We start from the raw sequence: 26,559 nt of genomic DNA on the forward strand, positions 1-26,559 counted from the left end.
CGACGAAGAAACGACGCGTTTCCCGCGGCGGCCGCCGCGCGTCATCGCGGCAGGTCGTCCGCCGCCAGCACGGCCTGCACGGCCGGCCGCTCGCGCACCCGCTCGTACCACGCCCGCAGATGCGCATGCCGGCTCAGGTCGATATCCGCGTTGTACACCGAACGCATCCAGCCGGCCTTGCCCCAGCCCGTCAGCGCGAACAGGTACGCATCGGCGACGGTAAACGTGTCGCCCGTCAGGAAAGCGTTGCCGGCGAGTTGGCGGTCGATCCACGCGAAGCGACCGTCGAGCTTCTGCCGCACGGGCTCGACGTACTTGCCCGCCTGCACCGCATACAGCAGCGGAATGAAGCCCTTGTGGATCTCGGTGCCGAGAAAGTTCAGCCATTCCAGCAGCCGGTAGCGCGCGAGCGTGCCGTAAGCGGGCGCGAGCGCGGCTTCCGGGCGCTGGTCCGCGAGATACTGCGCGATCACCGGCCCTTCGCGCAGCATCGTGCCGTCGTAGAGTTCGAGCAGCGGTACGTAGCCGAGTTCGGTCACGTCGTAGTAATCGCGGCCGTCCTCGACGACATGCTTGCGCGCGTCGACCTCGACGATCTCGGCGTCGAATCCGCCTTCGCGCAGCACAATGCAAATCGCCTGCGAACAGCTGCCGGGAGCGTGATAGAGCTTCGTGCGTTTCCTTCGTGGGTTGTCCATGTATCGATTCGCCGCGACGCGGGCGCTAATATCTCGCATCGGCACGGCACCGGGAAGACGCGAGCCTCGTGCGGCGCACCGTCTATCCGGAAGTGCCGGTGCGCGTCGAGTACGATCTCACCGCGGACGGCGACCGGCTGCGGCCGGTGGTCGACGTGATGCGCGAACTCGGGCTGTGGCTGAAGGCACGCGACGCGCACGCCGACGCGACACCCAACGCCCCGGCCGCAATCGAGCCGACGGCGCATGTCCCCCGATAACCCCACGCAGGAACCACGCTCATGGAACTTCACGCTACCGTCGGCGCGGCCACGTCCGACCTCGACGACGACGAAAGCTTCGCCAACATCTACTGTCACGACGCGGAGCAGGACTATTGCTTCGCGCTGTCGCGCTTTCCGGACGACACGCTGATCGAAGTGATGGTGCGCGACCAGCTCAACCTGCGCGTCAAGGATCTGTCGGTGCGGCTGACCGACGACACGATCGACGTCGAGATCGAACCGGGCGTCGCCGCGCGTCTCGACGGCCACACGCGCTACGTGATCCATCTCGCGCCGGGTCAGTACGATCCGGTGACGCTGCGCGCCGCGTTGAAGGAAATCTTCGTCGGCAAGGACGGCTATCGCGACGACAGCACGCGCGGTTGATCGGTCGCCTGCACGCTCTTCCTCGCCACGACAACCGCCCATGACACGATTTCCGCGATTCCACCCGCTTGCCCGTGTCGCCGCGCTGCTGTTCGCCACGTGTGCGTCGATCGCACCCGCCGCGCACGCCGCCCGGCCGCTGCTCGAGTTCAAGATCGACGATGCCGTCACGGCACGCGTCGAGCGCACCGACGGCGCGCACGTCACGGTCCGCTTCCTGCCAAGCGGAACGACCCAGACGCTGGCCGTCACCGCCGCCGACGAGGAAGGCCGCTACCACCTCGCGACCGACGACTACAACTTCGACGGCCATCGCGATCTCGCGATGCGCGCGGTGCTCGGCATGGTCAACGAGAACTACGGCATCTACCTGTACGACCCCGCGCGCCAGCGGTTCGAACCGCTGAAGATGCCGGCGGGCAACGGGCCGCACGGCAATTGCGACGACCTGATCAACGTCGAAGCGAAGCCGAAAACGCGCACGCTGTACAGCTCGTGCCGCGGCGGCCCGATCTGGTACACCGATGCGTACCGCTTCGGCGGCAACGGCAAGATGTATCTGTATCAAACCAGCGAAGCGATCCCCGACGATCTGCGCGATCTGCGCGATCTGCTCGACGGCGACTCGGGCCCGTCGTCGATGCTGCTCACCTACGACGAGCACGGCAGGCGCGTGTCGCGCCGCCCGCAGGATCATGATGGCGGCACGGTCACGTTCAAGGTGCGGCCGGCGCGCCTGCCGCTGCACGTCGCGATGGCCGACGCACCCACGCGCCGCTATGTCGTCGCGGGCGACACGGTGGAGGTGATCGACGCGAGCGACGATTTCCGGTGGTTGAAGGTGCGGTATCGCAATCCGCAAGCCGGCGCCGTGCAGGGCTGGGTCAGTGCGAAGGAGGCGATGGGAAACTGAGGCACGATGCAGTGCTCCCCCGCCGCCACATATCGAGCGCTGAACATCCCATTAACGGGATGCCTGCCCAAATGTCACGCACGCCGCGCCACGGCTCCAACGTTCGCTCCAACGCCATTCGATCCGGCCGCCTCGTTCGCGCGCGCCGGCCGGCGCATAGAACACAGGAGACGACCGTGGCCCACCTGCATCGCCGCGATGGCGCTCGCGGGCAGCCATCGTACGGGCTGCTCGTCGGCGAGGTGGCACGCATCGACGCGTAGCCGCGCAAGAAAAAAGGTGGAGATGCAGTGACTCGTTTACACTGCCCCGGTATGCCCTCTTCGGGGTGACGCGCGACGTTTTACGGGGCGAACGGCAAGCGCTAGAATCCAGCCGCGTCAAGGGCGTGCTCCCGCGGATGACGGGCGGGCGGTCGGCCCCGCCGAGGGCCGGCCCGACACCTGTTTTTTTCGTATCAGGGGAACGCGCGTCATGGGCGGAACAGGCCCTTCGGAACCGCATGCTGCTCAACGTGAATTCCTTCCACCGCGACAACGATCGCTTCAACGTATCGTTCAAGGCATTGGGCGAGCTGATCGAGACGGTCGGCACGCCGCACTTCGTGCCGCGGCTCACGCAACTGCTGAACGATGTCGTGCCGCTCGACGTCGCACACGTCGAACGCTCGCGCGTCGACGCGACGATGCCGACCGGCTACCGTTGCGAATGGATCGGCAGCAGCGGCATCGGCGCCGCGTCCACCGGCGTCTCCGACGTGATGACGCTCTACTACGAGCGCTTTCTCGACAGCGACCCGCTGTTCGCGGGGCTGCGCGGCAAGACGGGCACGATGCTCGTCGTGCGCGACGTCGCGGCGATCCCGCCTGGCGAGTTCCGCCAGCGCCTGTTCGACGACGTGCATATCGGGCACGAATGCGTGCTCGCACGCGGCACGCGCTATTCGCAGCATTCGATCGCGCTGGAGCGCGGCCGCGACCGGCCGCCGTTCACGCTCGCCGAGATGAACCGCTTCCGCAGCATCAGCGACATGCTGTTTCCGCTGCTCGAACTGCATGCGTCGACCACCGCCGCGCGGCGCATCGCGCACGCGACGCCCGACGTCCATCCGCTCGCGCAATTCGATGCGCGGCTCGCGGCCGACGGCGTGAAGCTGTCGAAGCGCGAATACGAAACCTGCAAGCACCTGCTCTCCGGCAAGACCGTGCCGGAAACCGCCGGGATTCTCGGCGTGCGGGTCGCGTCGGCCGAGTCTTACGTGAAGCGTGCTTTCGCGAAGCTCGGCGTACGCACGAAGCGCGAACTCGCCGCGTGGGGTTCGGCCACCGCCGCGCGCCCCGCCGCCGAAGCGCGCGACGGCGGCGCGCCGCCGGCCATCTTGCGCTGACCTGCGCCACCGCGTCGGCGTCCCGGCATCGCTGCAGGCGGTGCGCTGACGCACGGCCATCGGTCTCATCGATGCCGCGTCGTTGCCGCGTTACTTGCGCGTCGCCACGATGAACAGGCGCGGAAACGGCAGCAGCACCGTGCCGTCGCCTTGCGCCGGATAACCGTCCGGTCCGGCCAGCGCGTCGCGATAGCGCGCGACGAACGCGCGCTGTTCGGACGCGTCGAGCGCCGCGAGGAACGGCCGCAGCGCACTGCCCTTGAACCATTCGACGACCGCATCCGCGCCGCCGCGCAGCGGGTGGTAATAGGTCGTACGCCACACGTCCACGCGCGAGCACAGCGGCGCGAGCAGCGCATGGTAATAACGCGCATCGAACCGCTCGGTGCGCGCCGCGCCTTTCAGCTTGTCGGCCCACGGCCCGGCCGCGGCGACTTCGCGCATCAGCCGGTGCGCGGGTTCGTCGAGATTGTCGGGCATCTGCACCGCGAGATGGCCGCCCGGCGCGAGCCGGTCGACGAGCCTCGGGAACAGCACGTCGTGTGCCGGCACCCATTGCAGCACCGCGTTCGACAGGATCAGGTCATAGCCGCCCGGATCGTCCCAGGTGGAAACATCGGCCACGTCGAAACGCAGCGCCGGCAGGCGCTTGCGCGCGGCCGCGATCATGTCCGCCGACGCATCGATCCCGTGGATCGTCGCGTCCGGCGCGCGCGCGATCAGCGCTTCCGTCGAATTGCCGGGCCCACAGCCGATATCGATCGCCGTATGGATCGGTGTGTTCGGCACGGCGGCCAGCAGGTCGCGCACCGGCCGTGTCCGTTCGTCCTCGAACTGCACGTACTGATTCGCGTATTGATCGAGCGGGGTCGTCACGATAGATCTCCTTGTCGGCATGACCGGCCGCCGCGCATCCGCGCGGGGGAAGCGGCTGGCCATCGGTCCAGCGCATTCTGCGACTGCCGCCGGCCTTCAGTAAAATGAATTTAATATCGTGATTGATTCAAAATTCTGATGAAAATCGATACGCTCGGTGTCCAGGCTTTCGTCGCGATTGCCGACGGCGGCAGCTTCAGGCAGGCTGCCGATACGCTCCATGTCACGCAAACGGCGATCACGCAGCGGCTGCGCAAGCTCGAGGCGTATCTCGGCGTCGCGCTGGTCGAACGCACGACGCGCCGCACCACGCTGACCGAGATCGGCCGGCGTTTCCTGCCGCAGGCGCGCCGGCTGCTGAACGAGCTCTCCGATGCGCTGACCGAAATCCGCGAGACGGGCCTGAGCCAGCGCGGCGACGTCACGATCGCGTGCGTGCCGACGGTCGGCGTTCAGTACCTGCCGCGCATCCTGCGCGCGTTCTCCGGGCACCGGCCGCACGATCGCGTGAAGATTCTCGATCACGCATCGGCGTCGGTGCTGCAGGCCGTGCTGCGGCGCGAGGCGGAATTCGGCATCAGCATCGCCGGCGACCAGCACCCGGAACTCGTCAGCGTGCCGCTCACGCATGACCCTTACGTACTCGTGTGCCGCGACGATCATCCGCTCGCGAAGCGGCGGCGCATCCGCTGGGCGGCGCTGCAGCCGCATCCGCTGATCTTCGCCGGCGAAGTGAGCGGCAATCGCGGGCTGCTCGAAGGCGCGCTGAAAACGAGCGGCGTGTCGCTGCATTCGTTCTACGAGGTGCAGCGTAGTTCGACGGCGCTCGGGCTCGTCGCGGAAGGGCTCGGCGCGGCCGTCGTACCGAAGCTCGCGATCCAGAAGAATGCGTATCCGATGGTCCGCACGATCGAGCTCATCGAGCCGTCGGTGTCGCGCACGCTCGTGCTCGTCACGCGGCGAAGCGCGCAACTGTCGCCCGCGGCGCGGGCGCTGTACGACATGATCGTCGAGCGTGCGACGCCCGGGCGGTGATTCGCGAGCCGTGCGGGGCGACCGGCGCGTCGCGAGATGTCAGGAAGCGGCCCGTTGCCGCTCACAGCACCTTGACCATGAACACCCGCGCCGCGCCTTCCGGCTCGCACGGCACTTCGCCGAACGTCTCGTAACCGTGCTTCCGGTAGAAGTCCGGCGCCTGGAACGAGATCGTGTACAGCACCGCACGCGCGCAACCGCGCCGCTTCGCCTCCGCTTCCGCCTCGCGCAGCAGCCGGCTGCCGAAGCCACCGCCGCGCAGCGATTCGGGTAAATAGAACAAATCGATGAAGAACAGGCCCAGCGACGTCCGGCCGGTGAGGCCGCCCAATACGTCGCCGGTCGCGGGATCGGTCACGTAGACGTCGAGCGCGGCCGTATCGGTGCGCCCCGTCATCGCGTGGTTGAATTCGCCGAGCTTGCGGCTGATGAAGTCCCGGGCGGCCGGCTGCTCGGTGTCGGTCAGTTGAAGGGTGACGTCGGGATGGGCTGTCATGGAAGCGAACGCGTACGTGAATAGGCCGCCGGCTGCGCAGCACACGCGGCGGATATCGCACGACTATAGCGCGTCAGGTCACAACGATCGCGGCGAACGAAACGCGCGTCAGTTGTACCCGAGAATCGCCACCGCCGCGACCTCCGGCCGGTCGAGCGTATTCCCGACGAGCGACGTCATCGGTTCCTGCAGCACGGCCTGATACGACGTCACGCGCATTTCTTCCGGCATACCCGCGTCATCCGCGGCCGGCTCGTCGAACGCGGCATCGAAACCGCTATAGAACGCCGCTTGCTTCTGCGAAAAAGTCATCTCCACTCCTTTGCCTTGATAGGTCGTTGATGTTTTAGCTGGCCCGCTTCAACGCCGCCGCATGCACGGGCGCACCGTCATGCGCCGCCTCCGAACGCGCAAGCTGCGCACGCGTGCGTCGCGTGATGTGGATCACCGCGAACACGACCGGCGCGATCAGCAGCCCTTCCGCCAGTTCGGGATCGACCGGCAGGTTCATCACGTGCAGCGCCTTGAACGCCGCCGTCGCGAGCGATAGCACGTAGTACGAAATGGCCGCCACCGACAGCCCTTCGACCGCGTGCTGCAAATGCAGCTGGTTGCGCGCGGTGCGCTCCATGCCGGCCAGCAGCCGCGTGACGTCCTTTTCCTGCGCGAGATTCACGCGGGTGCGCAGCAGGTCGACCGCACGCGCGATTCGCGCGGCGATCTGCTCGTGGCGCGCCCATACGCTGCGGCACGTTTCCATCGCCGGCGCGAAGCGCCGCTCCATGAATTCGGCGATCGTCGGCATCCCTTCGATACGCTCCTCGCGCAACTCCTGAATACGCGCGAGCACGAGCTTTTCGTACGCGCGCGACGCGCTGAAGCGCGCCCCCGATCCCGATAACGATTCGACCCGCACCGCGAGATGCGTGAGCCTGACGAGCAGCGCCGCGTCGTCGCCGTCGGCGCCGCTCGCGTCCATCCGCTGCATCAACGCATGCAGCGCCGCATGGATCTCGTCGAGCTCGCGGCTCATCCGGCGCGCGACGGGCAGCGCAAGCAGCGCCATCATCCGGTACGTTTCGATTTCGTACAGACGCTGCAACAGCCGGCCGCCCTGCTCCTCGCGGAAATCCTCGTCGACGACGAGAAAGCGCATGAAGCCGTCGTCGCGTACGTGCCAGTCGCAGAACACCTTGCCGCCGCCGAGCACGTGGCTGCCGACGAGCGCGGGCCCGTCGATCCAGCGCCGCAGGTCGCCGCACACACGCTGCGCGGCATCGCCCGACAGCAGTTCCATCCGCACCGCGACGAAGCGGATGCCCGCCAGCCGCGCGAACCACGCAGCCGGAATGCCGGTGATCGCGAGATCGTCGAAATAGCCGGCGTCGCGACGCGGCGCGACGAACGTGAAGGTCGAGAATTCGGTGTGGCGCTCCCACTTCAGGTGCCAGCCGCACGGCGACTGCACCGCGTGGTGCGTCGCGCCTTCGTGCGGCGCGTCGATGCCCGTGTCGCGGCACAGCGCGTGCAGCAGCGTTTCGTGGATGTCGGGCTGGCCGTCCGCATAGATCGCGTAATGCGTGAGCGATACGGCTTCGGCGAGCCGCAGGAACGGCCGCGCATGCAATTCCGCGGCCAGTGCGGCGCGCAACGGATGGTCCATCATCGATTCACCACGCTTCCCTGTTCGGTCCCGCACGCCGGATCGTCCGGCCCGAGCGCCGCGCCTCGTCGGGCGAAGCGCCAGCGTGATCGCACTATGGCAGACACACAGCAACAATAAAAACGCATAATGCTGATCGTTACGTTCAGTTTTCCTGATACCCCATGAAGATGCTCGATCACGACGTGCTGGCCACCGTCGTCGCCGTCGCGGAAACCGGCAACATGACCCGCGCGGCCGAGGTCGTGAACCGCTCGCAGTCGGCCGTGAGCATGCAGATCAAGAGCCTGGAAGACGCGATCGGCCGGCCGCTGTTCGTGCGCAAGCCGCGCAGCATCGTGCTGACGCGCGAAGGCGAGGTGCTGCTGGGATTCGCCAGACGCATGCTGGCGCTGCGTGACGAGGCATGGGCGGCCGTGGTGCGGCCGGAAGTGACCGGCAAGGTCGTGATCGGCGTGCCGGACGACTATGCGTCGTCGCTGCTGCCATCGGTGCTGAAGAAATTCTCCGCGACCTACCCGAAGGTCGAGATTCAGGTGATGGGGCTGCCGAGCAGCGCCCTCGCGCCGCTGATCAAGGAGGGCACCGTCGATCTCGTGTGCGGGACGCGCATCAAGGGGCTGTCGGGCGACTTCATCCGCCACGAGCCGATGGCGTGGGCCGCGATGACGAACGGGCCGCGCGTGTGGGAGGAGCGGCCGCTGCCCATCGCGGTGTTCATGCCGGGCAGCGTCGCGCGCGAGAACGCCATCCGCAGCCTCGAACGCGCGAAAGTGCCGTACCGCACGTCGTATGAAAGCCCGAGCCTGCTCGGGCTGCTCAGCATGGTGGAGGCCGGCCTCGCGGTCGCGCCGCTCGCGCGCTGCGCGATTCCCGCGCAACTGTCGATGCTCGGCCGCTCGCACGGGCTGCCCGATCTGCCGCCGCTCGAGCTGATCCTCGCGCGCAGCACCAAGTCGAAACGGCCGCCGTGCGACTTCCTCGCGGAACAGTTGATGGAAGACCTGCAACGGCAGACCGGGCAGACCGGCGACGCCTGAGCCCGCCGGCGCTCGCTCGCCGCAGGCTCACCCGTGGCCCGTCGCGCCATGTCCGGCCGCGCGCAACGCCGCGTTGACGATGCCGGCCACCGTGTCCACGAGCGCTTCGAGCGTGTCGCCGTGCACGTGCCGCCCTGCCGGCGGAACGTGCTCGCTGCGCCGGCCGCCCCACTGCGAGCCGGCCGTGACCGACAGCGTCGCGCTGAACCGCTGGCCGTGTCGCCGGCCGAAGATGCCGATGCGCCGCTCGGCCACATAAGCCTGTTCGGGAAGAAACAACCGGATCTCGACCGCGACTTGATCGGGGTCGGCTGCATTCGCATCCCCGTCCGCATCGAACGCCGGTGCGAGTGACTTGACGATGCGGAACGTCACGTGGGAATCCCACGCGGCGAGCGGCCCGCCGGCCGCATCGACGCGTTCGGCGTCGACCGACCACTGATGGCGATCGGGCACGCGAATCGCCTGGCGCAGCAGCACGTCCGCCGCGCGAACCGTCACCATCAATTGCCGGGCAAGCTGCCTGCCCGACGGCAACGCCGCGGCGTGCGCGCGACGGGCGGCCGGGCGCGCGATACGCACTTCTTCCGTAAGGTACATGGGCCCTCCCTGTTCAGGGGTAGCGCCGCGTTCGACGCAGCGCACAAACGGCCGCCGTTGCCGGCCGGCGGACAGCACGCCGGCCGGCGAATCGGCGGCGGATTAGCCGAGCAATCGGCGTTCCCGGCTCAGCGGGCGGCGGGCAGAACGCCCATCGAACGCGGGAAAGGGATGAATGAAGGTCATGGCGCGGACGGAAGCCGTCCCGGCTGTTCGACACGTCCCCAGCTTAGAAGCGACCGTATAAAAGCCGTGCAAAAAAACGGGGCGGTCGTGCAAAAAACGGCATGCCGCGCGACGGACGGATCCTGCTGTTTTACGAGCCGAGCTGCCGCGTGGCGCTGCCGACGTTCGACAGGGGCAAGGCGGATACGACGGGCAATCGAGTCGACATCCGATCGGCCGTTTGGCGGACTCGGCCCGCCGGGGGCGCGGCGATATGCTGGGCGCTTTCCACTCGTCGCCCGCAGCCATGACCGTTCAGCGTGTCGATCTCAGTCACGTCCTCCCATACGAGACGATGTACTTCGACGATCCGCTCACGGTCGATCGAAACGATCTGGATATCTCCGCGTGCCTCGGCGTGGACGGCGACGTGCCGGACGAACTGCTGGTTTCGCTGTGTGGTGCGCCTGCCGGGTCGGACGTTCAGGTGTATCTCGATAGCACGAATCGACTGACGTTCTCCGTGACGCATCCAGGACTCATCCGATCCGAGAACCGCGTATCCGTGCTTCAAACCCACGATGCGTCCATACTCGAGCTTGGGATCATCGATCTCGTCGATAACGCTGTCGTCGGGCTCGGCGCGGCGATGCTGTGGCGAATCGTCAGGGCATGTGATAGGTTGAAGATCGCGCGGATCAGCGCATTCGCAATAGGCGGCCGCAAAGTACCACCCGAACCCGGCGGGCCTCGGCTCTGCGGATATTACGCGTGGCCGCGGTTTGGTTTCGATGCGCCCATTCCCGGCACGCATGGCGACGAGGCTGCACTGTTCCAGTGCTTCCAGGGATATCCGGTCGGCTTGGCCGACGGATCGCTTCGGTCTCTGCATGCGCTTTACGCGACGCGATCCGGACGAGACTTCTGGCGGGCGGCCGGATCGCATCGCGTGATGACATTCAACGTTGCGCCTCATGGCGCGTCAGTACTGGCACTGCAACGATACCTGATCGAAAAAGGGATATACGGATGACTCGGAAACACCGTCCAATTGCCGGCTTTCGGATCGTGAAGCCCACGGCCGGACGCGGTCGCGCGCCGAACACCCATCTTCCCATTCGCTTCTCGCAGTTCAAGCAGTTCATCGACGCGCTCATCACGCACGAACGTCATGACGGACACTCGCAGGCGTCAAATACGACCACCGTCGCGCCCGATACACTGCCGGCCCTCCACTCGCCCGCGCCACCGCAACGAAAAGTCTTCGACGTGGGGCCGATCGACCGATCGAAGAGCACGCTGAGCGTCATCTCGATAGCCGACGCCGAAGCGCGTTGCCGCCGCGAAACGCTCCTGCACTTCGGGTTGGATCCGGACCTGTAACGCGTCGCAAGCCCCGGGCAGCCGCCTCCCCCTGCCACCATGCGACAACCGCGCCGGTCTGCGCGAGGTGTCTTTGTCCGCCCGCAGGCACAGGCCGGCCGCGAGCCTCTCATCGGCGTGACAATGCGTGTGATCGACACGAGCCGCTGGACCCGGCGAGGGTCGCCATGCGCGCCCCGTCAACCATGACAGGTCGACAGTCGGCGATCCGCCGATACACTGTGGCCCACCCCGACGGCCTCGATCGTGCTCACCCATGCCGACCGTCGGCTTCGATTGCGCACGGCCCTCCCGCTTCCCGCCCGCCCCGCGCACCTTCCGCACGCTTTCCAAGGAGTTGCACTTGAAGCCCTGGCGCCATGCGCTGTTCGCCTTCGCCGGCCTCGCGGCCGCCGCGCCGTCTCACGCCCATCCCGTTTGCACCGTCGTCGCCGACGCCGACACCGGCACGGTGCTCGTGCAGCAGGGCGACTGCACGACCCGCGTGACGCCGGCATCGACGTTCAAGGTCGCAATCGGCCTGATGGGCTTCGACGCCGGCGTGCTGAAGGACGAGCACACGCCCACGCTCCACTTCCACACCGGCTACCCCGACTGGGGCGGTGCGCCGTGGCGCGAGCCAACCGACCCGGCACGCTGGATGAAACTGTCGATCTTCTGGTATTCGCAGCAGGTCGCGCAGGCGCTCGGGCAGGCACGCTTCCAGCAGTACACGAGCGCGTTCGGCTATGGCAACGCCGACGTCACCAGCAACGACGGCGAACGCCCCGGCGTGATGGGCGCGTGGGTCAATTCGTCGCTACGCATCTCGCCGCTCGAACAAGTCGCGTTCATGCGCGGGATCGCGCGACGGACGCTGCCCGTCAGCGCGCACGCGTACGACATGACCGCACGCATCACGCTGATCGACACGCAGCCGGGCGGCTGGACGGTGCACGGCAAGACCGGCACCGGCTCGCCGGGTATCAAGTACGATGCCGCGCACGCATACGGCTGGTTTGTCGGCTGGGCGACGAAGGGTGCGCGCACGCTGGTGTTCGCGAACCTGATCCAGGACGACGAGCGGCAGACGCCGAACGCCGGCCTGCGCTCGCGCGACACGTTCCTCGCGGCGCTGCCGACGCTGGCCGAACCGGCCCGGCCGCAATGAGCACCGCCCCCCGCAACGCCCGCATCGACCTGCTGCGCGGCGTCTCGATCCTGCTCGTCCTGCTGCATCACTTCAACATCGCGTATTCGCTGCGCGACACCGCGCTCGCGCGCGTGCTCGGCTGGGACACGATCCATGCGATCGTGCGCAATGGCAACTACGGCGTGACGATGTTCTTCACGATCTCGGGCTACCTGATCACGTCGAACGCGCGCCGCCGCTGGGGCGGCCTCGGCGCGCTCGACGTGCGCGCGTTCTACGTGTCACGGGTCGCCCGGATCGTCCCATGCCTGCTTCTGCTGCTCGCGCTCGTCAACGGTCTCGCGGCGGCCGGCGTGCCGATCTTCACGAACCATGCGCCGCAGGGCATCGCCGTGTCGTACTGGCTCGTGAATCTGGCGTCGCTCACGTTCTGGATGAACGTGCTGATCGGCGCGTACGGATGGGTCAATTACGCGCTCGGCGTGCTGTGGTCGCTGTCGGTCGAAGAGGTGTTCTATCTGTCGTTCCCGCTGCTGTGTATCGCGCTGCGTCGCGACACGCGGTTGTTCGCGTTCTGGCTGCTGATTGCCGCGATCGGTCCCGTGTACCGCTATACGCATCCGGGTGATGAAGGCGGGTTCCTGTACGCGTACTTCGCATGCTTCGACGGCATCGCGATCGGCTGCTGCACCGCGCTGCTGGCCGCACGCGCGCGATGGCAGAAGCTTGCGGCCGCGCCCGTGCAATGGCTCGCCGCCGCACTGATGACCGCGCTCTATCTCGCGTGGCCGATCGCCGAAAGCCATGTGTTCGGTGTGTCCGCGATGGCGCTCGGCACGGCCATACTGCTGATCGGCGCGCATGCGGAACGCGGCGCCGCTCGCGGTCGCACGCTCGCGCCGCTGCGCTGGAGCGGCCGGCTCAGCTATGAGCTGTATCTGTTCCACCTGATCGTGCTCGGCGCGCTGCGCACGTTCTGGCCGCCGTCTGCCACGCACGGCAACGGCAAGCTGGCGCTGCTCGTCACCTATCTGGCGCTGTCGGCCGGCGTGAGCGCGGTCATCGCACGCGGCTACGCGACGCCGCTCGATCGCTTCATCAAGCGGGTCGCGTCGCGGCCCGGGGTGCAGGTAACGGACAGCGCGCGTGTCTAGCGCGTGACCATATCGCCAGTATCGCCGACACGACACCGGCGACCTGATCGCAAGCATGGCTCACGACGCGTCGACCCATCCAGCGGCAAGAACCGGACATGACGGCACGATGGATGGAATCTGGAAGAGTCGGTATGGCCGCTGCTAGGATGCGGCAGCGCGCCGGGGCCAGCTCAGCCGGCGTATTCGGCGGCGGCGCAGCGCACGGTCACGATGCGCGCCGGCGGCAGATTGGCCCAGACGATCCGGCTGTCGCACGCGACGAATCCCGGATCGCCGAGCGGATGACGGCCGGGCGGGCGCAGATCGTATGTGAACTGAATCATCACGCCGTCGGCCGACAGCGCGCGTTGACATTGACCGAGGATCGCCGCCACGTCCTCACGCGGCAGCGTGCGCAGCGGCAGGCACGACACGATCGCGTCGACCGTGGCGCCCGGCGGCAGCAGCCGCTCGAGCTGCCGCGCGTCGCCCGACACGATCGAGATGCCGGGAAAGCGGCGCCGCAGATGCTGCACGAACGCCGGCGAGCGTTCGACCACGATGAGGCGCCGTGGCGCGACGCCGCGTTCGAGCAGCGCCGCGGTGACTGCGCCAGTGCCGCCGCCGAGCTCGACGACCAACCCGTCGCCGCCCGGCACCGCGTCGGCCATCTCGCGCGCCAGATGCCGCGAACTCGGGCACAACGCCCCCACCGAGGCCGGCCGGCCAGCCCACTCGCGCACGAACAGTGCCGAGACACGCCACGCGTTCGGCCACGTCATAGGCGCGCCTCCAGCGCTTGTGCGGTCAGCGGCGGCGTGCCGACGACTGCGCGGAACAGGGTTACGGCGACACGGGCAAGGTTCATGTGCATCCTCCTGGCGAATCGGTCCGCCGCAGGACGCGCGACGGTCAATCGATTCTAGGAAACGCAAACTTAAGGCGACGTGAAGATTGACCCTGATTCGCGTGACCCATTCGTGCCCGACCACCCGCCCGTTCCACGCGCGGCGATCGACGCGCCGCGGCAAGCGCGCGGCGCAACGCTCGCCGACGATCCATACCTGATGCCGCGTCGTCTCTCGATCGCGGCGAGATCGTCGGCCCGCGACCTCGTGGTGACGGCCGAAATGGGGTCTGGACAATGATGCGGAGTGCCATTCGCCCGCGCCCCACCCGCCGACGGCGTCGACGGTGGTCTTCGATGCCATGTGCGAGCAGGCGGCACTGCCGGCGCTGTGCACCGCGCGCCATGCTGATTGCACGACGCGCAGCACACGTCACCGCAAGTTGGTTCTCGCGAGTTCGACGATCTCGTCGCCGCGCCCGCTGAGGATCGCGCGCAGCATGAACAGGCTGAAGCCCTTCGCATGCGCGAGCTCGATCTTCGGCGGCATCGCGAGCTCGTACTTCGACGTGACGACGTCGACCACCGCCGGCCCGTTATGCGCGAATGCCGTACGCAACGCGTGCTCGACGTTCTCCGAATGCTCGACGCGCACGCTGAAAATGCCGGCGCCTTTCGCGATCGCCGCGAAGTCGGTCGGGCTCAGGTCGACGTTCGTGTCGAGATAGCCGGCCGCCTTCAACTCCATCGACACGAAGCCGAGCAGGCTGTTGTTGTACACGACGATCTTGATCGGCAGCTTGAGCTGGCGGGCGCTCAGCAGATCGCCGAGCAGCATCGACAGCCCGCCGTCGCCCGACAGCGACACGACCTGCCGCCCCGGATGCGCGCCCTGCGCGCCGAGCGCCTGCGGCATCGCATTCGCCATCGACCCGTGGTTGAACGAGCCGTGCAGTTGCCGCTTGCCGTTCATCGTCAGGTAGCGCGCCGCCCACAGCGTCGGCGTGCCGACGTCGGCCGTGAAGATCGCATCGTCGGCCGCGACTTCGTCGATGATCTTCGTCAGGTACTGCGGATGAATCGCGCGGCCCGGCGGCTCGGCCACCGCGAGATCGTCGAGCCCCTTGCGCGCGGCCGCATAGTGCTTCAGCGCATTCTCGAGGAAGCGCCGCTCCGTCTTGCGCGTCAAGCGCGGCAGCAACGCCGCGATCGTCTCCTTCACCGTGCCGACGAGCCCCAGCGCGAGCGGCGCGCGATGGCCGAGCTGCGAGCCTTTCCAGTCGATCTGCACGACCTTCGCGTTCGCCGGATAGAACGGCCGGTACGGGAAATCCGTGCCGAGCATCAGCAGCGTGTCGCACGATTCCATCGCGTGATACCCGGAGCTGAAACCGATCAGCCCCGTCATCCCGACGTCGAACGGGTTGTCCCATTCGACGAATTGCTTGCCGCGCAGCGCATGCACGACCGGCGCGCCGAGCGTGTCGGCCAGCGCGACCACTTCGTCGTGCGCGCCCTGCGTGCCGCTGCCGCACAGCAGCGTGACGGCGTCGGACCCGTTGAGCAGCGCCGCGAGCCGGTCGAGATCGGCATCGGCCGGCACGATGGACGGCGGCGCCGACTCGCTCCAGACAGGCGCCTCGTCGGGGCCGTCGCCGAGCGCGATGTCGCCCGGCAGCACGATCACCGCGACGCCGCGTTCCTCGATCGCGGTGCGCATCGCCCGCGCCAGCACGCGCGGAAACTGCGACGCGTTCGTCACGAGTTCGGCGAAGTGGCTGCACTCGCGAAACAGATCCTGCGGATGGGTTTCCTGGAAATAGCCGAGGCCGATCTCGGTCGACGGGATGTGCGCGGCGATCGCGAGCACCGGCTGGTGATTGCGGTGGCAGTCGTACAGGCCGTTGATCAGGTGCAGGTTGCCGGGGCCGCAGCTGCCCGCGCAAACGGCGAGCCGCCCGGTCGACGCGGCATCCGCGCCGGCCGCGAACGCCGCGCTTTCCTCGTGCCGCGTATGCATCCAGCGAATCGAGCCGATCTGGCTCAGGCTGAACGACAGGCCGTTCAGGCTGTCGCCCGTCACGCCCCAGATGCGCTCGACGCCCGCTGCCGCCAGCGTCTTCGCCAGGTATTCCGCCATCGTCTGTCTTGCCATGATGCCCTCACAGTTAGGTTATCGCGATATGCGGCATCTGCCCCGCATGGGCGCATGATAGTCAAGGACGCAAACTGACGTCTGATCGGTGCAATCGCGGCCCGTTGCGCGCGGAACACCCGCGCGAAACCGGCCGTCACGCCGCGCGACAGCGGCAACGCGTGCGTGGACAGGATCTCCGCGAGCACCATGAACGCGCATCCGCTCGGCGGGCTCGGCTTCATCGGTTTCGCGGACGAAGTTCGCGCGCAGGAGGCGCAGCCCGGCGCGGCGCCAATCGGTTCAGATGCCGGCCAATCTCGCCAGCGCGGCCTCCATCGCCGCGCGTATCTCCGGCCATTCCCGCTTGAACGCGTCGAGACCGCCCGCAGCCAGCATACGCTCGCCTTTCGCGCATGCTTCGCTCGACTCCCCATCGCCGGCCAGCGCGAAACCGCCTCGCATCGAATGCAGTTCGCCGCGAAGGCATGCGACGTCCCCGCGCAGCAGCGCGGCATCGATCGTCGCCAGCGAATGCAGCGTCGAGGCACGCAATTTTTCGCGTATCTCGTCCGTCATGGGCGGCACCGGCCGGGCGGCACGATCGGCCTGATGCGACGCCGCAGCGCCGCGTCCTCCGTGGCGCCGCAACACCGCGCCGAGCGCATCGATCGACAGCGGCTTGAGCACGACCTCCGCGACGCCGGTCTGCGCGCAGCGCCGCCGATCCTCCTCGGTCGCATGCGCGGTCATCGCGATCACCGGCACCTTCGCGCCCTGCTCGCGCAGGAAGTTCGCGAGCGCGAAGCCATCGAGTTCCGGCATGCCGAGATCGGTCAGCACCACGTCGAACGGATGCGCGAAGAACGCGCGCATCGCCTCCACACCGTTCGCGACGAGCATGGCGTCGCAATGCAGCGCATCGAGCTGATCGCGCAGCAGCGCGCGGCTCGCCGGATGATCCTCCGCAACGAGCACGCGCAGCGGAGTCTCGCCCGCCGCGTATGCCGGCAACGACGACGCGGCGGAATCCGTCTCGTCGAACTCGGCGCGCCATCCGGACGGGGCGTCGCGCAACGGCAGCGACACGATGAACGTCGCGCCCTGGCCCGGCCGGGTCTCGACCGCCAGGTCGCCATGCATCAGCCGCGCGAGGCGCCGGCACAACGGCAGGCCGAGCCCCGTGCCGCCGAAGCGCCGGTAGATCGACGCATCGGTCTGGACATACACGTCGAACAACGTCGGCAGACTCTCCGGCGCGATACCGATACCGGTGTCGCGTACCACCACCTCGACGCCATGCGCTCGACCGTCGGCGCCTGTCGGGCGCGCCTCGATCGTCACGCTGCCGCGCTCGGTGAACTTGATTGCGTTGCTGACGAGATTCGACACGATCTGACGCAGGCGAGTGGGGTCGCCGACATGACCGTCGGCCAGCCGCGGATCGATCCTGCATTCGAGCGCGAGGTGCCGGGCGGCGGCGAGCGGACGGAAAATCGCCGCGACGTCGCGCACAACCGCACGCAAATCGAACGGCACGGCCTCCAGCACCATCTGGTTCGATTCGACCTTCGACAGATCGAGCACGTCGTTGATCACGCGCAGCAACGCATCCGACGACGACATCACCGTCTGCAGGCGTCGCCGCTCGTCGGCCGGCAGCGGCGCGCGCTCCATCAACTCCAGATTGCCGACGATCGCGTTCAGCGGCGTGCGGATCTCGTGGCTCATCGTCGCGAGGAACGTCGACTTCGCCTTGTTCGCATCGTCCGCCGCCTCCCGGGCCTCGCGCAGCATGCCCTCTACCCGCTTGTGGGCGGTGATGTCGGTCAGCGTACAGAGCAACACATCGACGCCGCGATAGCGCGTACGGACGATGTGCGCGGCGAGAAAGGCCGTCCCGTCGCCGGCGAGACTGACCGGCAATTCGTGCGTGACGACACGTGGCGTCCGCCCACCCGCCATACTGTCGTGATAGGCCTGCCAGATGCGCTTGCCGAGCGGCGGCTCGGTTCGGGTGTCGTCAAATGCCTGCGCGGCCTCGTTGCGCACCATGGTGTCGCCGTTGGCGAGCGACAGCAGCATGAGCCCGGCCGGCGCCGTGCGAATCAGCGTGCGGTTCAGCGCCTCGCTTTCGATCAGCCGGATTGCACGACGGTTCATCGGGCGCAGCGCGCGTCGGTCGAACATCACGATCGCGAACCACACCATGCCGATCGCCAGCACCGCGAGACCGATCGCGATTCCGAGGCGGGCAGCCACGTCGTCGAACAGGCTGCGCCACGAGATGGTCGCGATCAACGCCGCGCGGAACCCCGCCATCTGGTCGCCGATGACGATATTCATGCCGACGCGATGGAGCGCCGCCCTTTCATCGCGCGCCCCTTGCGCAAAGTCGAGTGCGCGGGCAGTCAGCGCCGGATCCGCTTCGCGCCCCGTCAGGACATGCGCGCCCGGGGCGACCAGCGCGTAATCCTTGCCGACGGACGAAGAACGCAGAAAATCGTCGATCGCAGGTCGCGTGACAAGGGCAAACCAGGCGATCGGCTTGCCCTGCGCGTCGCGTACTGCCTGCACGAACCGCAGCACCGAACGCCCGACGAGCGGGTCTTGTCGCCGGTCCAGCAGGATCTTCCGGTAATCCGATTCGGCCGCCGCCGATATGAACTCGGGCGGCGGCTGCAACTGCCGGATCAATGCCTTGATGTCGAAGCCCGCGGGCAGCGCCAGCACCTGCTTGACCAACGGATACCCGGCGACAATGACGAAATTGCCTTCCGGATCGATCAGATATCCGCCCATTCCCGGATCGCCGGGCTGTTGTGCCGGCATGGTGCCCGTGACCTCGCTCTGCGCGAGCAGCCTGCCCAGCCACGGAGCGTAGGCCTTTGCCGACTGCGATGACGAAGCGACCGCGAACGCGGCAAAGGCCACCCGCCCCGCCTCGCCAACGACGACCAGCCTGCCGCGATCGTCGGCGAAGCGCCCGAGCGTATCGGGCGCCACGGCCGTGCGGTTCCTGGCGATCAACTCGATGTTCTCGACATAGCGGTTCTGCAGCGCCCTGACCACCTCCATCTCCGTGAGCAGGTCGGCCTTGCGCACCAGAAACTCCGAACGGTACTGCGTAAGCGATTCCTGCAGGTCGAGTCGCACGACAAGTGCCGCGCAAACCAGCACGAACACCGTGATCGCCACACCGCTTCCGTACAGCAGCCATTGCTGCTGGCGCCGCACGCGCCCGGGCTCGAACGGCTTGCGGCCCGGGGCGGTAGCGTGCGCAATCAGCGCTTTCAGTTTGGTGGGCATAAGAGACGCTGGCAGAATGATTTTTGAAGTTGCCGCCAGCAGAGGATGCAAGCGGCGATTTTCATGAACGCCTCGCGTATGGCAGCGAGGCGTTCGAACCGGATACGCAAGCGCCTGAAGTTGCGCAGCCATGCGAAGGGGCGCTCGACGCCCCAGCGGGTTTGTCCGAGGCCACTACCGTGCGGCTCACCTCGACGGGCGATCTGCATAGCAATATTCTCGTTGGATTTTCCAGGTGTCGTGGAAGTCGCCTCGGCGCCGGTGCAGCCGCCTGCGCCGCCCGGGTCACGGTTACCGCCCGCCGGTTGCCCGTCTACGCATCGGTCCCAGGCATGTCGGGCAGATGGCCCTCGCTTGCATAGCGGATCAGGTCCGCGTCGCGGACGATGCCGAGCTTCTTCATCGCGCTCGACTTCTGCGAGCTGATCGTCTGCTTGCTCCGGTGAAGCTGAATGGCGATCTCGCCGACCGTCATGCCGGCCCCGTAAAGCCGGACGACCTCGATTTCGCGGGCCGTCAGCGCACGCGTGCCCGTCGATTTCTCGGTGCCCTCGAGCAACTGCTTGACGAATGGCGACAGATAGTTCGCGCCGACATAGGCCGCGTGAACCGCGCCGACCAGATGCGAAATCGCATCGGACTTGCTGAGGATGCACCCCACGCCCTGCCGCTGGATCGCATGCAGCACACTGGGATTGTCGATCATCGTGATCGTGACGAGATGAAGCGCGGGATAGCGGCGCTGCAGAAACGACAACAACGTGAGGCCGTCGCCATACTTGCCGCCCGGCATCACGTAATCGACGACGAGCACGTCGCTCTGCTGCTCGTCGAGCATCGCCACCAGATCGGTCGAATTCGAGACAGTGCCGAGCAGCTTGATCGTGCTGCTGCCTGCGAGTGCCTGCGACATCCCGAGTGCGGACGACGGATGATCGTCCGCCACCATCACTCGCACAAAAAATTCATCCATCTTTATTCTTCTCCCGATACACGCGGCCCGACGTGCCATGTTGCGCGACGCGCCGGGATTCGAATCGATCTCGCAACGGTTGGATTGCGACGTTCAGCGAACCGGGCGGTGCGCAGCGTAATTTTAGGATAATAGACGGGTTCGGCGTCGCCACCGAGAATCGGGACGGGCGGCGCTTCCGCCGGTCCGCGCCCGTCGAGCTTCGACGCCACCGCCGACGCGCCGGCCGCCGGCTGGAACACGGCGCCGCGACGGCACGCACGTTCGGCAATCGGACGCCCACGCACACCCGATCGACGGCCCCCACACCGTCGATCCATCCCGTCCCGCAAAGCGCCTTGGCCCGTTGCCTAACGCCTGGCCACGGTCTTGTCCGGTTCATCCATCCTGTCGTCCGCAGCATGCTGCCACTCAGTGATCGCCCGCCGCTTCTGCGACGGCGACATCATCATGAACTCGTTCAGCCTCGTGAGAAAATCCCGTCTGGATTTCTCCGGTAGCGTCGCGAATCCAAGCAACAGCCCGAACACCTTCCCCATATAGCGCACGGCCTTCGCCCTCCTTGTTCAATCGAAATCACGCGGCATCCAGGCGATGCCGCGTGTCTGCCTTCCCAGTCTGGATACGGGCGATCTACGCCGCAGTCGCATCGTTCATTTTTATCGTCCTGGCCAGTGCGCCGCCGCAGCCACGGCTGCTCTCGACGTCGGCCGTTCGTCCGCGGCGGCGGCGGGAAACCGTATCTCGCGCTGTCGTGCGATACGGGCCAGGCTGCGACGCAGGTCGGCCAGCGTCACCGGCTTGGTCAATACGCAGTCGATGTTCGACGCCGCGTAACGACGCGCGTCCTCGGGCGTCAAATGCGATGCGACCGCGACCATGTCGCAAGGCAACGCGCGCGCATGGACGGCTTCCGCGAGTTCGCATGCCGACATGTCGGGCAGGTCGGCGCCGAGCAGCAGCACGTCCCACGCACCGCTGGCGAGCGTATCGAGCGCGGCGCCGCCGGACGACACGCACCGGACCGCGCAACCGAGCACCTCGAGCTGCTCGCGGAAAATCGACCCGTTGACCGACGCGTCGTCGGCAACCAGCACGCGAGGCACACGCGCGCCGGAAGTTCCCGCTGGCCGATCGTCACTCCCCTCCCGCGCCGGCGGCCGCCGCTGCTCGGCCGTCGCGACGCGCGCCTGCTCGATCGCCGTGTACAACCCGTTCAACGAATAGCTCGACACGCGGATCGTGCGGCCCGCGACGTTCGGCTGCAGCGGGCCGTCCGGTGTCGCGAGTACGACCGGCGTACCGCCGCCGAGACTGTCGAGCTCGTCGCGCCGCCACTGCTCCGAATCGCCGAAGAGTACGATCGCGTGAGCACGCTCGAGGCACCCGGCGGCAATCCCGATCGGACTCGGATGCATCGCGACATCGAAACCCCATGCACGCAGATGCGGAAAGGCGAACGCGCGCCACGCGTCGTCGGGCGACACGACGATCAGTGTCCGTCGCTCGCCCGTCACCGCCCGGGATTTCGGCGCAATCTCCATGCGCAGCGGCAATCGAACGGTAAACCGGCTGCCGACGCCCGGCGCGCTGTCGACCGAAATCGTCCCGCCCATCGCCGCGACGAGCCGATCGCACAGCGCGAGGCCGAGCCCCGTGCCGCCATAGCGCCGCGTGATCGACGCGTCGACCTGGGAAAACGGCTTGAACAGCCGGGCCCGCTGCGCGGGATCGATGCCGATGCCCGTGTCCTCGATGCCGATCGCGAGTTCCGGTACGCCGCCCGTGCCTCGCCCCGCCACCACACGGACGACGACGCGGCCTTCGCGGGTGAACTTGATCGCGTTGCCCAGCAGGTTGCCGACCACCTGCGCGAGCCGCGTCGGATCGCCACGCATGCGCTGCGCGCCGCTCGCGTCGATGTCGGCGAACAGCGGCAATCCCTTCGCCTTCGCGACGGAGGAAAATGCCGCCAGTTCGCGCTCGATCACCGCGATCACGTCGAACTCGATCGACTCGACCGACATCGCGCCGGCCTCGATCTTCGAGAAATCGAGGATATCGCTGACGATCGCGAGGAGGCCCTCCGCCGATGCGCGCAACGTCTGCACGCGGCTCTGCTGCGATGCATCGAGCGCCGTGCGCTCGAGCAATTCGAGGTTGCCGAGGATCACGTTGAGCGGGGTCCGGATCTCATGGCTCGTCGCGGCGAGAAACGACGACTTGGCGGCATTCGCCGAATCGGCCGCGCGCACGGCTTCCTCGAGCTGATGCACGAGCCGGCGCTGGGCACTCGTGTCGGCGAAGGACGCGATCATCACGTCCTCGCCCTGATAGCGCGCGCCGTGCGCGATGACCTCCAGATGCAGCGGCGCGGCGCCGGATGCGTCGAGCACGAGTTCGGTCGTCATCGTTCGGCCAGCGCCTTCGTCCGCGACGAACCCCTCGTATTGCGCGAGGACCTGCGCCGCCAGCGCCTGCGGATCGCCGCCGTACGGCACGAGCATCTGCGCCAGCACGTCGCTCGCCAGTATCACGCGGCGATCGGATCGTGACACGAGCCCGATGCCGACGGGCGCCATTCCGATCACGCTGCGGCACAGATCCTCGCTGTCGAACACGCGTGCCGAGCGCGCGTAGACGGGCACGAGCATGCGCCGGTAGAAACGCACCAGCAGCAGCCACATCACCGCGATCGCCAGCAGCGACGTCGCGACGAGCGCCCCGGCCTGCACGCCGATCGCGGCCGCGACATCGGCCAGCGACAGCGCATAGGCGATCGTCCAGCCGGTTGCGGCGAGCGGGCCGCGGAACACGATCGTGCCGTCGCGAAACATCGCCTCGGCCGGCGCCGCGTGCTCGTGCGCGACGTCCAGCGCGAGCAGACGCGCGTCGAGCGCCGGCGTGCGCTCGACCCCGGGATCGATCGTGATGAGCCGGTTGTCCGCGGTCGTGATGAAGAACACGCCCGCCGCGTGGCGATCCTGCAGCCACGACAGCAGATATTCGGGCGCGTACTCCGTCACGAGCACCGCGAACGGCTGGCCGTCGGCGCGCGCCTGCGCGGCGATCCGGATGCGGGCCTGCCCCGTCACCGGGTTGACGTAGGGCGGCAACCAATGCACGTGCGGCCGACCATCCGCGCCGAGTTCGGGCGTGGGTGTGAAATCGATGCGCAACGCGTCGAGCACATGCGCGCGCGCTTCGGCCGTGGCCAGCGCCGGGTTGTCGCCCGACAGGTGCGGCACCAGGCCGAACAGCCCCGTGCGCGTGCTGTAGTGGTAACCCTCCAAGGTGCGTCCGCGATTGAGCGAACTCGCCGCGCAGATACGCGACAGCATGAACGACAGCGCGAGGTAGCGCGCCACCTCGTCGCGCCGCGTCGTCTGGCCCGGCACGCCGACCACCAGCGACGGATACGGCTTGATCGCGAGTTTCTCGCCGTCGGCGAAGAATGCGTCGACGACGGACGCCGGCGCCGCATCGAGCTCTCGCCAGATCAGCTGCGTATTCGCGACGCCGTTGCGGAACGACGTCTCGCTCACCTGAATCTCGTCGACGGTTTCCTCGACGCCGTTCAGGAAATTGCGCCGCTCGCCGTCCAGATAGCCGTATACGATCGACACGATCCCGAGCCCGCAGGCGACGAGAATCAGGATCGTCACGACGATGGCGCCGCCGAACATCGAAATGCTCTGATAGCGGCGAATGGACTGAAGCGTGCTGTACGGCATGGCCTGGCGCGACGGCACGTCGGGTTCGGCGGTGAGCGGATGCTCGGCCCGGACGGACGTCACGATGGAATGAAAGGGATGGAGTTGTCCCGATCATGCCAAACGACTCGGGGGAAATCAGTCGAGTCAGGCCGATTTAGTACTCGTCTGAATAATTTGAATAATTGTTTTGGACTTGACCGAGTCTTTGGCGCGACATTTCGACCGATCCGGGCCGCGGCGTCACGCGGAGAACGGCAAAGCGCGGCGTATGCAGAAACGAAATACCGCCGGCAAGCCGGCGGCAAAAGATGCGCCCACGCATCGCGTGTCGCACCTGAGGCACTCGATGAGGCGCGCGCGGATCATTCTCGAATGAACGCCCCGCGCGGCGCGCCCGCTCAGTTCTGCGTGAGCGGATTCAGCGTCGTGCACAGGAAGCCCGTGCAGTTCTTCGGCGCGAAATAGAACGACGCCATCACGGGCGGCACGGTGGTGCCGAGCGCGATGTCGCTCAGATACGCCGAGCCCTGCGCGCCGAACGTGTTCGCCTGCTGCACGAAGTTCGCGCCGGTCGACTGGATCGCGGCCGACTGGTACGTGAAGGTCGGCGACTGCGTCTGGTCCTTCACGTAGACCCACGAGATCGCCGTGCCGAACGCCATCGCGCCCTTCGCGCGGTAGCCTTTCGCGCCTTCGCTGTTGGCCTGCGCGATGAAGTCGCCGACCGTCGACGTCGGCGCCAGCGCGTCGTACGTATAGGTTGCGTTCGACGCGTTGTTCTTCATGTAGACGTTCGCCTGCACGGCCCCGACCATCAGCGGGCCGACGAACCAGTACCCCGACTGGCCCTGGCCGTTCGCCTGTGTGAGGAACGCGTTCGCATCGGCCGGCAGCCCGGTCGTCGTGTACGTGTAGGTGGCCGACGAGCCACCGTCCTTGCGATAGAGATCGCCGTACGTGAGCGGCCCTTCGTAGCGGTAGCCGCTCGCCCCTTGCGCGTTGGCCGTATTGACGAAGGACGTCATGTCGGCCGGCGCCGTCTGCAACTGATACGTGTAGGTCTGCGCGGTGCCGTCATTCACGAAGATCGACTGCGTGCCGCCATTGCCCGCAGCGTAGAAGTAGTCGCCCAGATAACGATAGCCCTTCGCGCCTTCGTTGTTGACCAGCGTCAGGAAACTGGCCCGATCGGCCGCGACAGGCTGCGCCTCGTAGCGCCAGGTCAGCGTGCCGCCGCCCGAGCCGCCCGAGCCGCCCGAGCCGCCGTTGCCGCCGGAACCCGCGCCGCCCGTCCCGCCGCTGCCGCCGCTGCCGCCGTTGTTGGTCGTCCCCGAACCGCCGGACGACGCGGGAGATGAATTGTCGTCGCCGCCGCAAGCGGTCAGCGCGAGGCAAGTCAATGCGATCAGTGCAACGGCTTTCATCGGAATCACCTTTCCAACGAGCAGGACGAACGACGCCCGTACGCGCGGCTCACACCGCACGCACCGACCATCACGAATCAGGAATCAGGAATCGGGGCTCGACAAGCGGCCGGCGGCATCCCGCCGGCCCCGTCGGCGTCAGTTGACCTGAAGCTGGCCACCGCGGCCCAGCCCGCCCTTCACGTCCTGCGCCTTGTAGCTGCGCAGCGCGACGACCATCTTGTTCCACGCGTCGATGAACGCGACGACCGTCGCCTTGCCTTCCGGCGTCGTCGAGAAACCGGCGAGCCCGCCGCCCACCCCGCCGCCGAGGCCGCCCAGCGCCGCGCCGTAGTTCGTCGCCGTCGAGCTGCCCTCCGACGCCGCGATCTGCACCGCCGAGCGCACGTCGAACAGCGTCAGCGTCACCACCGACGCCTTCGTCTGCAGGTGCCCCGCCACCGCCGCCACCGCGCTGTTGCCGATCAGCCCGCCGATCATGCTGCCGATCCCGCCGATCGGCGAATCGTTGATCACGATCTGCGGCTCCATGTAGTAGTCGGCCGCCACACGCTGGCCCTTCTGCTGCTTCGAGCCCGCGCGATATTCGCCCGAGTTGCGTTGCAGCTGCGTGATGCGCGACAGGCGCGCGTCGCTCTTCTGGTTGCCGATCGACGTGATCACGAAGCAGTTCGACTGCTGCACGGCCAGCCGCAGCAGCGGGTCGATGCTCGTCACCTTCGTCGCGCTGCCGAACGGGCCCCACCAGTCGGCGTTGCGGCCGTCGTCGACCGCGATCGTGCCCAGCGGCGACGCGCAGCGCTGCAACTGCGAATCGGCGCCGGCGCTCGCGCCGCCGGCCGCCGCGCCCGTCACCCCGGCGTTTTGCCCGCCGGGCGTCACCATGCCGCCGCACCCCGCGACGGACGCGCCAAGCGCTGCAACCAGCGCACCTTGAATCAGACGTTGGGAAAGGTTGGTCTTCATGTCGTTGTCGATCGAT

Annotated in this window: 23 protein-coding genes and 2 pseudogenes; 10 read left to right on the forward strand and 15 right to left on the reverse strand. The window is 67.5% G+C overall.

Annotation, left to right across the window (positions count from 1 at the left end; translation table 11 throughout):
* Positions 1–41: 41 nt before the first annotated feature.
* Positions 42–698, reverse strand: a complete 657-nt coding sequence (locus LGN10_RS03070; protein WP_226221698.1) for a glutathione S-transferase C-terminal domain-containing protein — start codon at positions 696–698, stop codon at positions 42–44.
* A gap of 44 nt (positions 699–742) precedes the next feature.
* Between LGN10_RS03070 and LGN10_RS03075 the strand changes: the two are divergent.
* The 4 genes and pseudogenes from LGN10_RS03075 to LGN10_RS03090 all read left to right on the forward strand — a co-directional run.
* Positions 743–958 (forward strand): annotated as a pseudogene (locus tag LGN10_RS03075) (winged helix-turn-helix transcriptional regulator); the annotation flags it as partial.
* Between the two features lie 21 nt (positions 959–979).
* Complete coding sequence (locus tag LGN10_RS03080; protein WP_059579694.1) at positions 980–1,348, forward strand: hypothetical protein; 369 nt, start codon at positions 980–982, stop codon at positions 1,346–1,348.
* Between the two features lie 40 nt (positions 1,349–1,388).
* Positions 1,389–2,261, forward strand: coding sequence for an XAC2610-related protein (locus tag LGN10_RS03085; RefSeq protein ID WP_226221703.1), 873 nt, complete (start codon positions 1,389–1,391; stop codon positions 2,259–2,261).
* A gap of 502 nt (positions 2,262–2,763) precedes the next feature.
* Complete coding sequence (locus tag LGN10_RS03090; RefSeq protein WP_226221705.1) at positions 2,764–3,648, forward strand: helix-turn-helix transcriptional regulator; 885 nt, start codon at positions 2,764–2,766, stop codon at positions 3,646–3,648.
* Between the two features lie 90 nt (positions 3,649–3,738).
* Here LGN10_RS03090 and tam read toward each other — a convergent pair whose 3' ends face one another.
* Positions 3,739–4,524, reverse strand: coding sequence for a trans-aconitate 2-methyltransferase (tam, locus tag LGN10_RS03095; RefSeq protein WP_226221707.1), 786 nt, complete (start codon positions 4,522–4,524; stop codon positions 3,739–3,741).
* 138 nt (positions 4,525–4,662) lie between these two features.
* On the opposite strand from tam, the gene LGN10_RS03100 reads away from it, so the two are divergent.
* The gene (locus LGN10_RS03100) at positions 4,663–5,559 is read left to right on the forward strand and encodes a LysR family transcriptional regulator (RefSeq protein WP_226221708.1); all 897 of its coding nucleotides are present in this window, start codon (positions 4,663–4,665) and stop codon (positions 5,557–5,559) included.
* Positions 5,560–5,620: 61 nt separating this feature from the next.
* Here the strand turns inward: LGN10_RS03100 and LGN10_RS03105 are convergent, their stop codons facing one another.
* The 3 genes from LGN10_RS03105 to LGN10_RS03115 all read right to left on the reverse strand — a co-directional run bounded on the left by LGN10_RS03105 (position 5,621) and on the right by LGN10_RS03115 (position 7,721).
* Positions 5,621–6,055 carry a GNAT family N-acetyltransferase gene (locus tag LGN10_RS03105; protein WP_226221710.1) on the reverse strand — a complete coding sequence of 145 codons (435 nt, stop codon included), beginning with the start codon at positions 6,053–6,055 and terminating at the stop codon, positions 5,621–5,623.
* A gap of 108 nt (positions 6,056–6,163) precedes the next feature.
* Positions 6,164–6,367 carry a hypothetical protein gene (locus LGN10_RS03110; RefSeq protein WP_059579677.1) on the reverse strand — a complete coding sequence of 68 codons (204 nt, stop codon included), beginning with the start codon at positions 6,365–6,367 and terminating at the stop codon, positions 6,164–6,166.
* Positions 6,368–6,401: 34 nt separating this feature from the next.
* Positions 6,402–7,721 carry a DUF3422 family protein gene (locus LGN10_RS03115; protein WP_059640532.1) on the reverse strand — a complete coding sequence of 440 codons (1,320 nt, stop codon included), beginning with the start codon at positions 7,719–7,721 and terminating at the stop codon, positions 6,402–6,404.
* A gap of 161 nt (positions 7,722–7,882) precedes the next feature.
* Here LGN10_RS03115 and LGN10_RS03120 point away from each other — a divergent pair, with 161 nt between their 5' ends.
* Positions 7,883–8,758, forward strand: a complete 876-nt coding sequence (locus tag LGN10_RS03120; RefSeq protein WP_059579674.1) for a LysR family transcriptional regulator — start codon at positions 7,883–7,885, stop codon at positions 8,756–8,758.
* A 27-nt stretch (positions 8,759–8,785) separates the two neighbouring features.
* Here the strand turns inward: LGN10_RS03120 and LGN10_RS03125 are convergent, their stop codons facing one another.
* Complete coding sequence (locus LGN10_RS03125; protein WP_059640534.1) at positions 8,786–9,358, reverse strand: hypothetical protein; 573 nt, start codon at positions 9,356–9,358, stop codon at positions 8,786–8,788.
* A 520-nt stretch (positions 9,359–9,878) separates the two neighbouring features.
* On the opposite strand from LGN10_RS03125, the gene LGN10_RS03130 reads away from it, so the two are divergent.
* The 4 genes from LGN10_RS03130 (at position 9,879) to LGN10_RS03145 (ending at position 13,192) form a co-directional block, all read left to right on the forward strand.
* Positions 9,879–10,556 carry a hypothetical protein gene (locus LGN10_RS03130; RefSeq protein ID WP_226221711.1) on the forward strand — a complete coding sequence of 226 codons (678 nt, stop codon included), beginning with the start codon at positions 9,879–9,881 and terminating at the stop codon, positions 10,554–10,556.
* Positions 10,553–10,906: a hypothetical protein gene (locus LGN10_RS03135; RefSeq protein WP_059579670.1), complete on the forward strand. Its 354-nt coding sequence runs from the start codon at positions 10,553–10,555 to the stop codon at positions 10,904–10,906. The genes LGN10_RS03130 and LGN10_RS03135 overlap by 4 nt, the downstream gene beginning before the upstream one ends.
* A 343-nt stretch (positions 10,907–11,249) precedes the next feature.
* Positions 11,250–12,056 carry an OXA-1043 family class D beta-lactamase gene (gene blaOXA / locus LGN10_RS03140; protein ID WP_226221713.1) on the forward strand — a complete coding sequence of 269 codons (807 nt, stop codon included), beginning with the start codon at positions 11,250–11,252 and terminating at the stop codon, positions 12,054–12,056.
* Entirely contained in the window at positions 12,053–13,192 is a 1,140-nt protein-coding gene (locus LGN10_RS03145) for an acyltransferase family protein (RefSeq protein ID WP_226221714.1), read from the forward strand. Before blaOXA ends, LGN10_RS03145 begins: the two co-directional genes overlap by 4 nt.
* Positions 13,193–13,365: 173 nt before the next feature.
* Here the strand turns inward: LGN10_RS03145 and LGN10_RS03150 are convergent, their stop codons facing one another.
* The 9 genes and pseudogenes from LGN10_RS03150 to LGN10_RS03190 form a co-directional block, all read right to left on the reverse strand.
* On the reverse strand, positions 13,366–13,956 hold the full coding sequence (locus LGN10_RS03150; protein ID WP_226221782.1) for a class I SAM-dependent methyltransferase: 591 nt from the start codon (positions 13,954–13,956) through the stop codon (positions 13,366–13,368).
* Between the two features lie 498 nt (positions 13,957–14,454).
* On the reverse strand, positions 14,455–16,176 hold the full coding sequence (gene poxB, locus LGN10_RS03155) for a ubiquinone-dependent pyruvate dehydrogenase (protein WP_226221720.1): 1,722 nt from the start codon (positions 16,174–16,176) through the stop codon (positions 14,455–14,457).
* A 282-nt stretch (positions 16,177–16,458) separates the two neighbouring features.
* Positions 16,459–19,464, reverse strand: coding sequence for an ATP-binding protein (locus LGN10_RS03160; protein WP_226221722.1), 3,006 nt, complete (start codon positions 19,462–19,464; stop codon positions 16,459–16,461).
* Positions 19,449–19,667: pseudogene (locus tag LGN10_RS03165) on the reverse strand (transposase); the annotation flags it as partial. The gene LGN10_RS03160 and the pseudogene LGN10_RS03165, both read right to left, overlap by 16 nt.
* 110 nt (positions 19,668–19,777) lie before the next feature.
* Entirely contained in the window at positions 19,778–20,437 is a 660-nt protein-coding gene (locus tag LGN10_RS03170) for a response regulator (protein WP_060316165.1), read from the reverse strand.
* Between the two features lie 350 nt (positions 20,438–20,787).
* Positions 20,788–20,976, reverse strand: coding sequence for a hypothetical protein (locus LGN10_RS03175; RefSeq protein WP_081059181.1), 189 nt, complete (start codon positions 20,974–20,976; stop codon positions 20,788–20,790).
* Positions 20,977–21,096: 120 nt separating this feature from the next.
* Positions 21,097–24,171, reverse strand: a complete 3,075-nt coding sequence (locus LGN10_RS03180) for an ATP-binding protein (protein WP_226221783.1) — start codon at positions 24,169–24,171, stop codon at positions 21,097–21,099.
* 380 nt (positions 24,172–24,551) lie between these two features.
* On the reverse strand, positions 24,552–25,577 hold the full coding sequence (locus tag LGN10_RS03185; RefSeq protein ID WP_226221724.1) for a hypothetical protein: 1,026 nt from the start codon (positions 25,575–25,577) through the stop codon (positions 24,552–24,554).
* Positions 25,578–25,715: 138 nt separating this feature from the next.
* Entirely contained in the window at positions 25,716–26,543 is an 828-nt protein-coding gene (locus tag LGN10_RS03190) for a hypothetical protein (RefSeq protein WP_059581218.1), read from the reverse strand.
* Positions 26,544–26,559 lie beyond the last annotated feature (16 nt).

This window comes from Burkholderia sp. AU32262 (assembly GCF_020419985.1).
Lineage (GTDB): Bacteria > Pseudomonadota > Gammaproteobacteria > Burkholderiales > Burkholderiaceae > Burkholderia > Burkholderia semiarida.

What these genes read in the sequence shown, in the direction of transcription:
- LGN10_RS03070 (WP_226221698.1), bottom strand. Translation starts at nt 698, where the DNA reads ATGGACAACCCACGAAGGAAACGCACGAAGCTCTATCACGCTCCCGGC.
- LGN10_RS03080 (WP_059579694.1), top strand. Translation starts at nt 980, where the DNA reads ATGGAACTTCACGCTACCGTCGGCGCGGCCACGTCCGACCTCGACGAC.
- LGN10_RS03085 (WP_226221703.1), top strand. Translation starts at nt 1,389, where the DNA reads ATGACACGATTTCCGCGATTCCACCCGCTTGCCCGTGTCGCCGCGCTG.
- LGN10_RS03090 (WP_226221705.1), top strand. Translation starts at nt 2,764, where the DNA reads ATGCTGCTCAACGTGAATTCCTTCCACCGCGACAACGATCGCTTCAAC.
- LGN10_RS03100 (WP_226221708.1), top strand. Translation starts at nt 4,663, where the DNA reads ATGAAAATCGATACGCTCGGTGTCCAGGCTTTCGTCGCGATTGCCGAC.
- LGN10_RS03105 (WP_226221710.1), bottom strand. Translation starts at nt 6,055, where the DNA reads ATGACAGCCCATCCCGACGTCACCCTTCAACTGACCGACACCGAGCAG.
- LGN10_RS03110 (WP_059579677.1), bottom strand. Translation starts at nt 6,367, where the DNA reads ATGACTTTTTCGCAGAAGCAAGCGGCGTTCTATAGCGGTTTCGATGCC.
- LGN10_RS03115 (WP_059640532.1), bottom strand. Translation starts at nt 7,721, where the DNA reads ATGATGGACCATCCGTTGCGCGCCGCACTGGCCGCGGAATTGCATGCG.
- LGN10_RS03120 (WP_059579674.1), top strand. Translation starts at nt 7,883, where the DNA reads ATGAAGATGCTCGATCACGACGTGCTGGCCACCGTCGTCGCCGTCGCG.
- LGN10_RS03125 (WP_059640534.1), bottom strand. Translation starts at nt 9,358, where the DNA reads ATGTACCTTACGGAAGAAGTGCGTATCGCGCGCCCGGCCGCCCGTCGC.
- LGN10_RS03130 (WP_226221711.1), top strand. Translation starts at nt 9,879, where the DNA reads ATGTACTTCGACGATCCGCTCACGGTCGATCGAAACGATCTGGATATC.
- LGN10_RS03135 (WP_059579670.1), top strand. Translation starts at nt 10,553, where the DNA reads ATGACTCGGAAACACCGTCCAATTGCCGGCTTTCGGATCGTGAAGCCC.
- LGN10_RS03145 (WP_226221714.1), top strand. Translation starts at nt 12,053, where the DNA reads ATGAGCACCGCCCCCCGCAACGCCCGCATCGACCTGCTGCGCGGCGTC.
- LGN10_RS03150 (WP_226221782.1), bottom strand. Translation starts at nt 13,956, where the DNA reads ATGACGTGGCCGAACGCGTGGCGTGTCTCGGCACTGTTCGTGCGCGAG.
- poxB (WP_226221720.1), bottom strand. Translation starts at nt 16,176, where the DNA reads ATGGCAAGACAGACGATGGCGGAATACCTGGCGAAGACGCTGGCGGCA.
- LGN10_RS03160 (WP_226221722.1), bottom strand. Translation starts at nt 19,464, where the DNA reads ATGCCCACCAAACTGAAAGCGCTGATTGCGCACGCTACCGCCCCGGGC.
- LGN10_RS03170 (WP_060316165.1), bottom strand. Translation starts at nt 20,437, where the DNA reads ATGGATGAATTTTTTGTGCGAGTGATGGTGGCGGACGATCATCCGTCG.
- LGN10_RS03175 (WP_081059181.1), bottom strand. Translation starts at nt 20,976, where the DNA reads ATGGGGAAGGTGTTCGGGCTGTTGCTTGGATTCGCGACGCTACCGGAG.
- LGN10_RS03180 (WP_226221783.1), bottom strand. Translation starts at nt 24,171, where the DNA reads ATGCCGTACAGCACGCTTCAGTCCATTCGCCGCTATCAGAGCATTTCG.
- LGN10_RS03185 (WP_226221724.1), bottom strand. Translation starts at nt 25,577, where the DNA reads ATGAAAGCCGTTGCACTGATCGCATTGACTTGCCTCGCGCTGACCGCT.
- LGN10_RS03190 (WP_059581218.1), bottom strand. Translation starts at nt 26,543, where the DNA reads ATGAAGACCAACCTTTCCCAACGTCTGATTCAAGGTGCGCTGGTTGCA.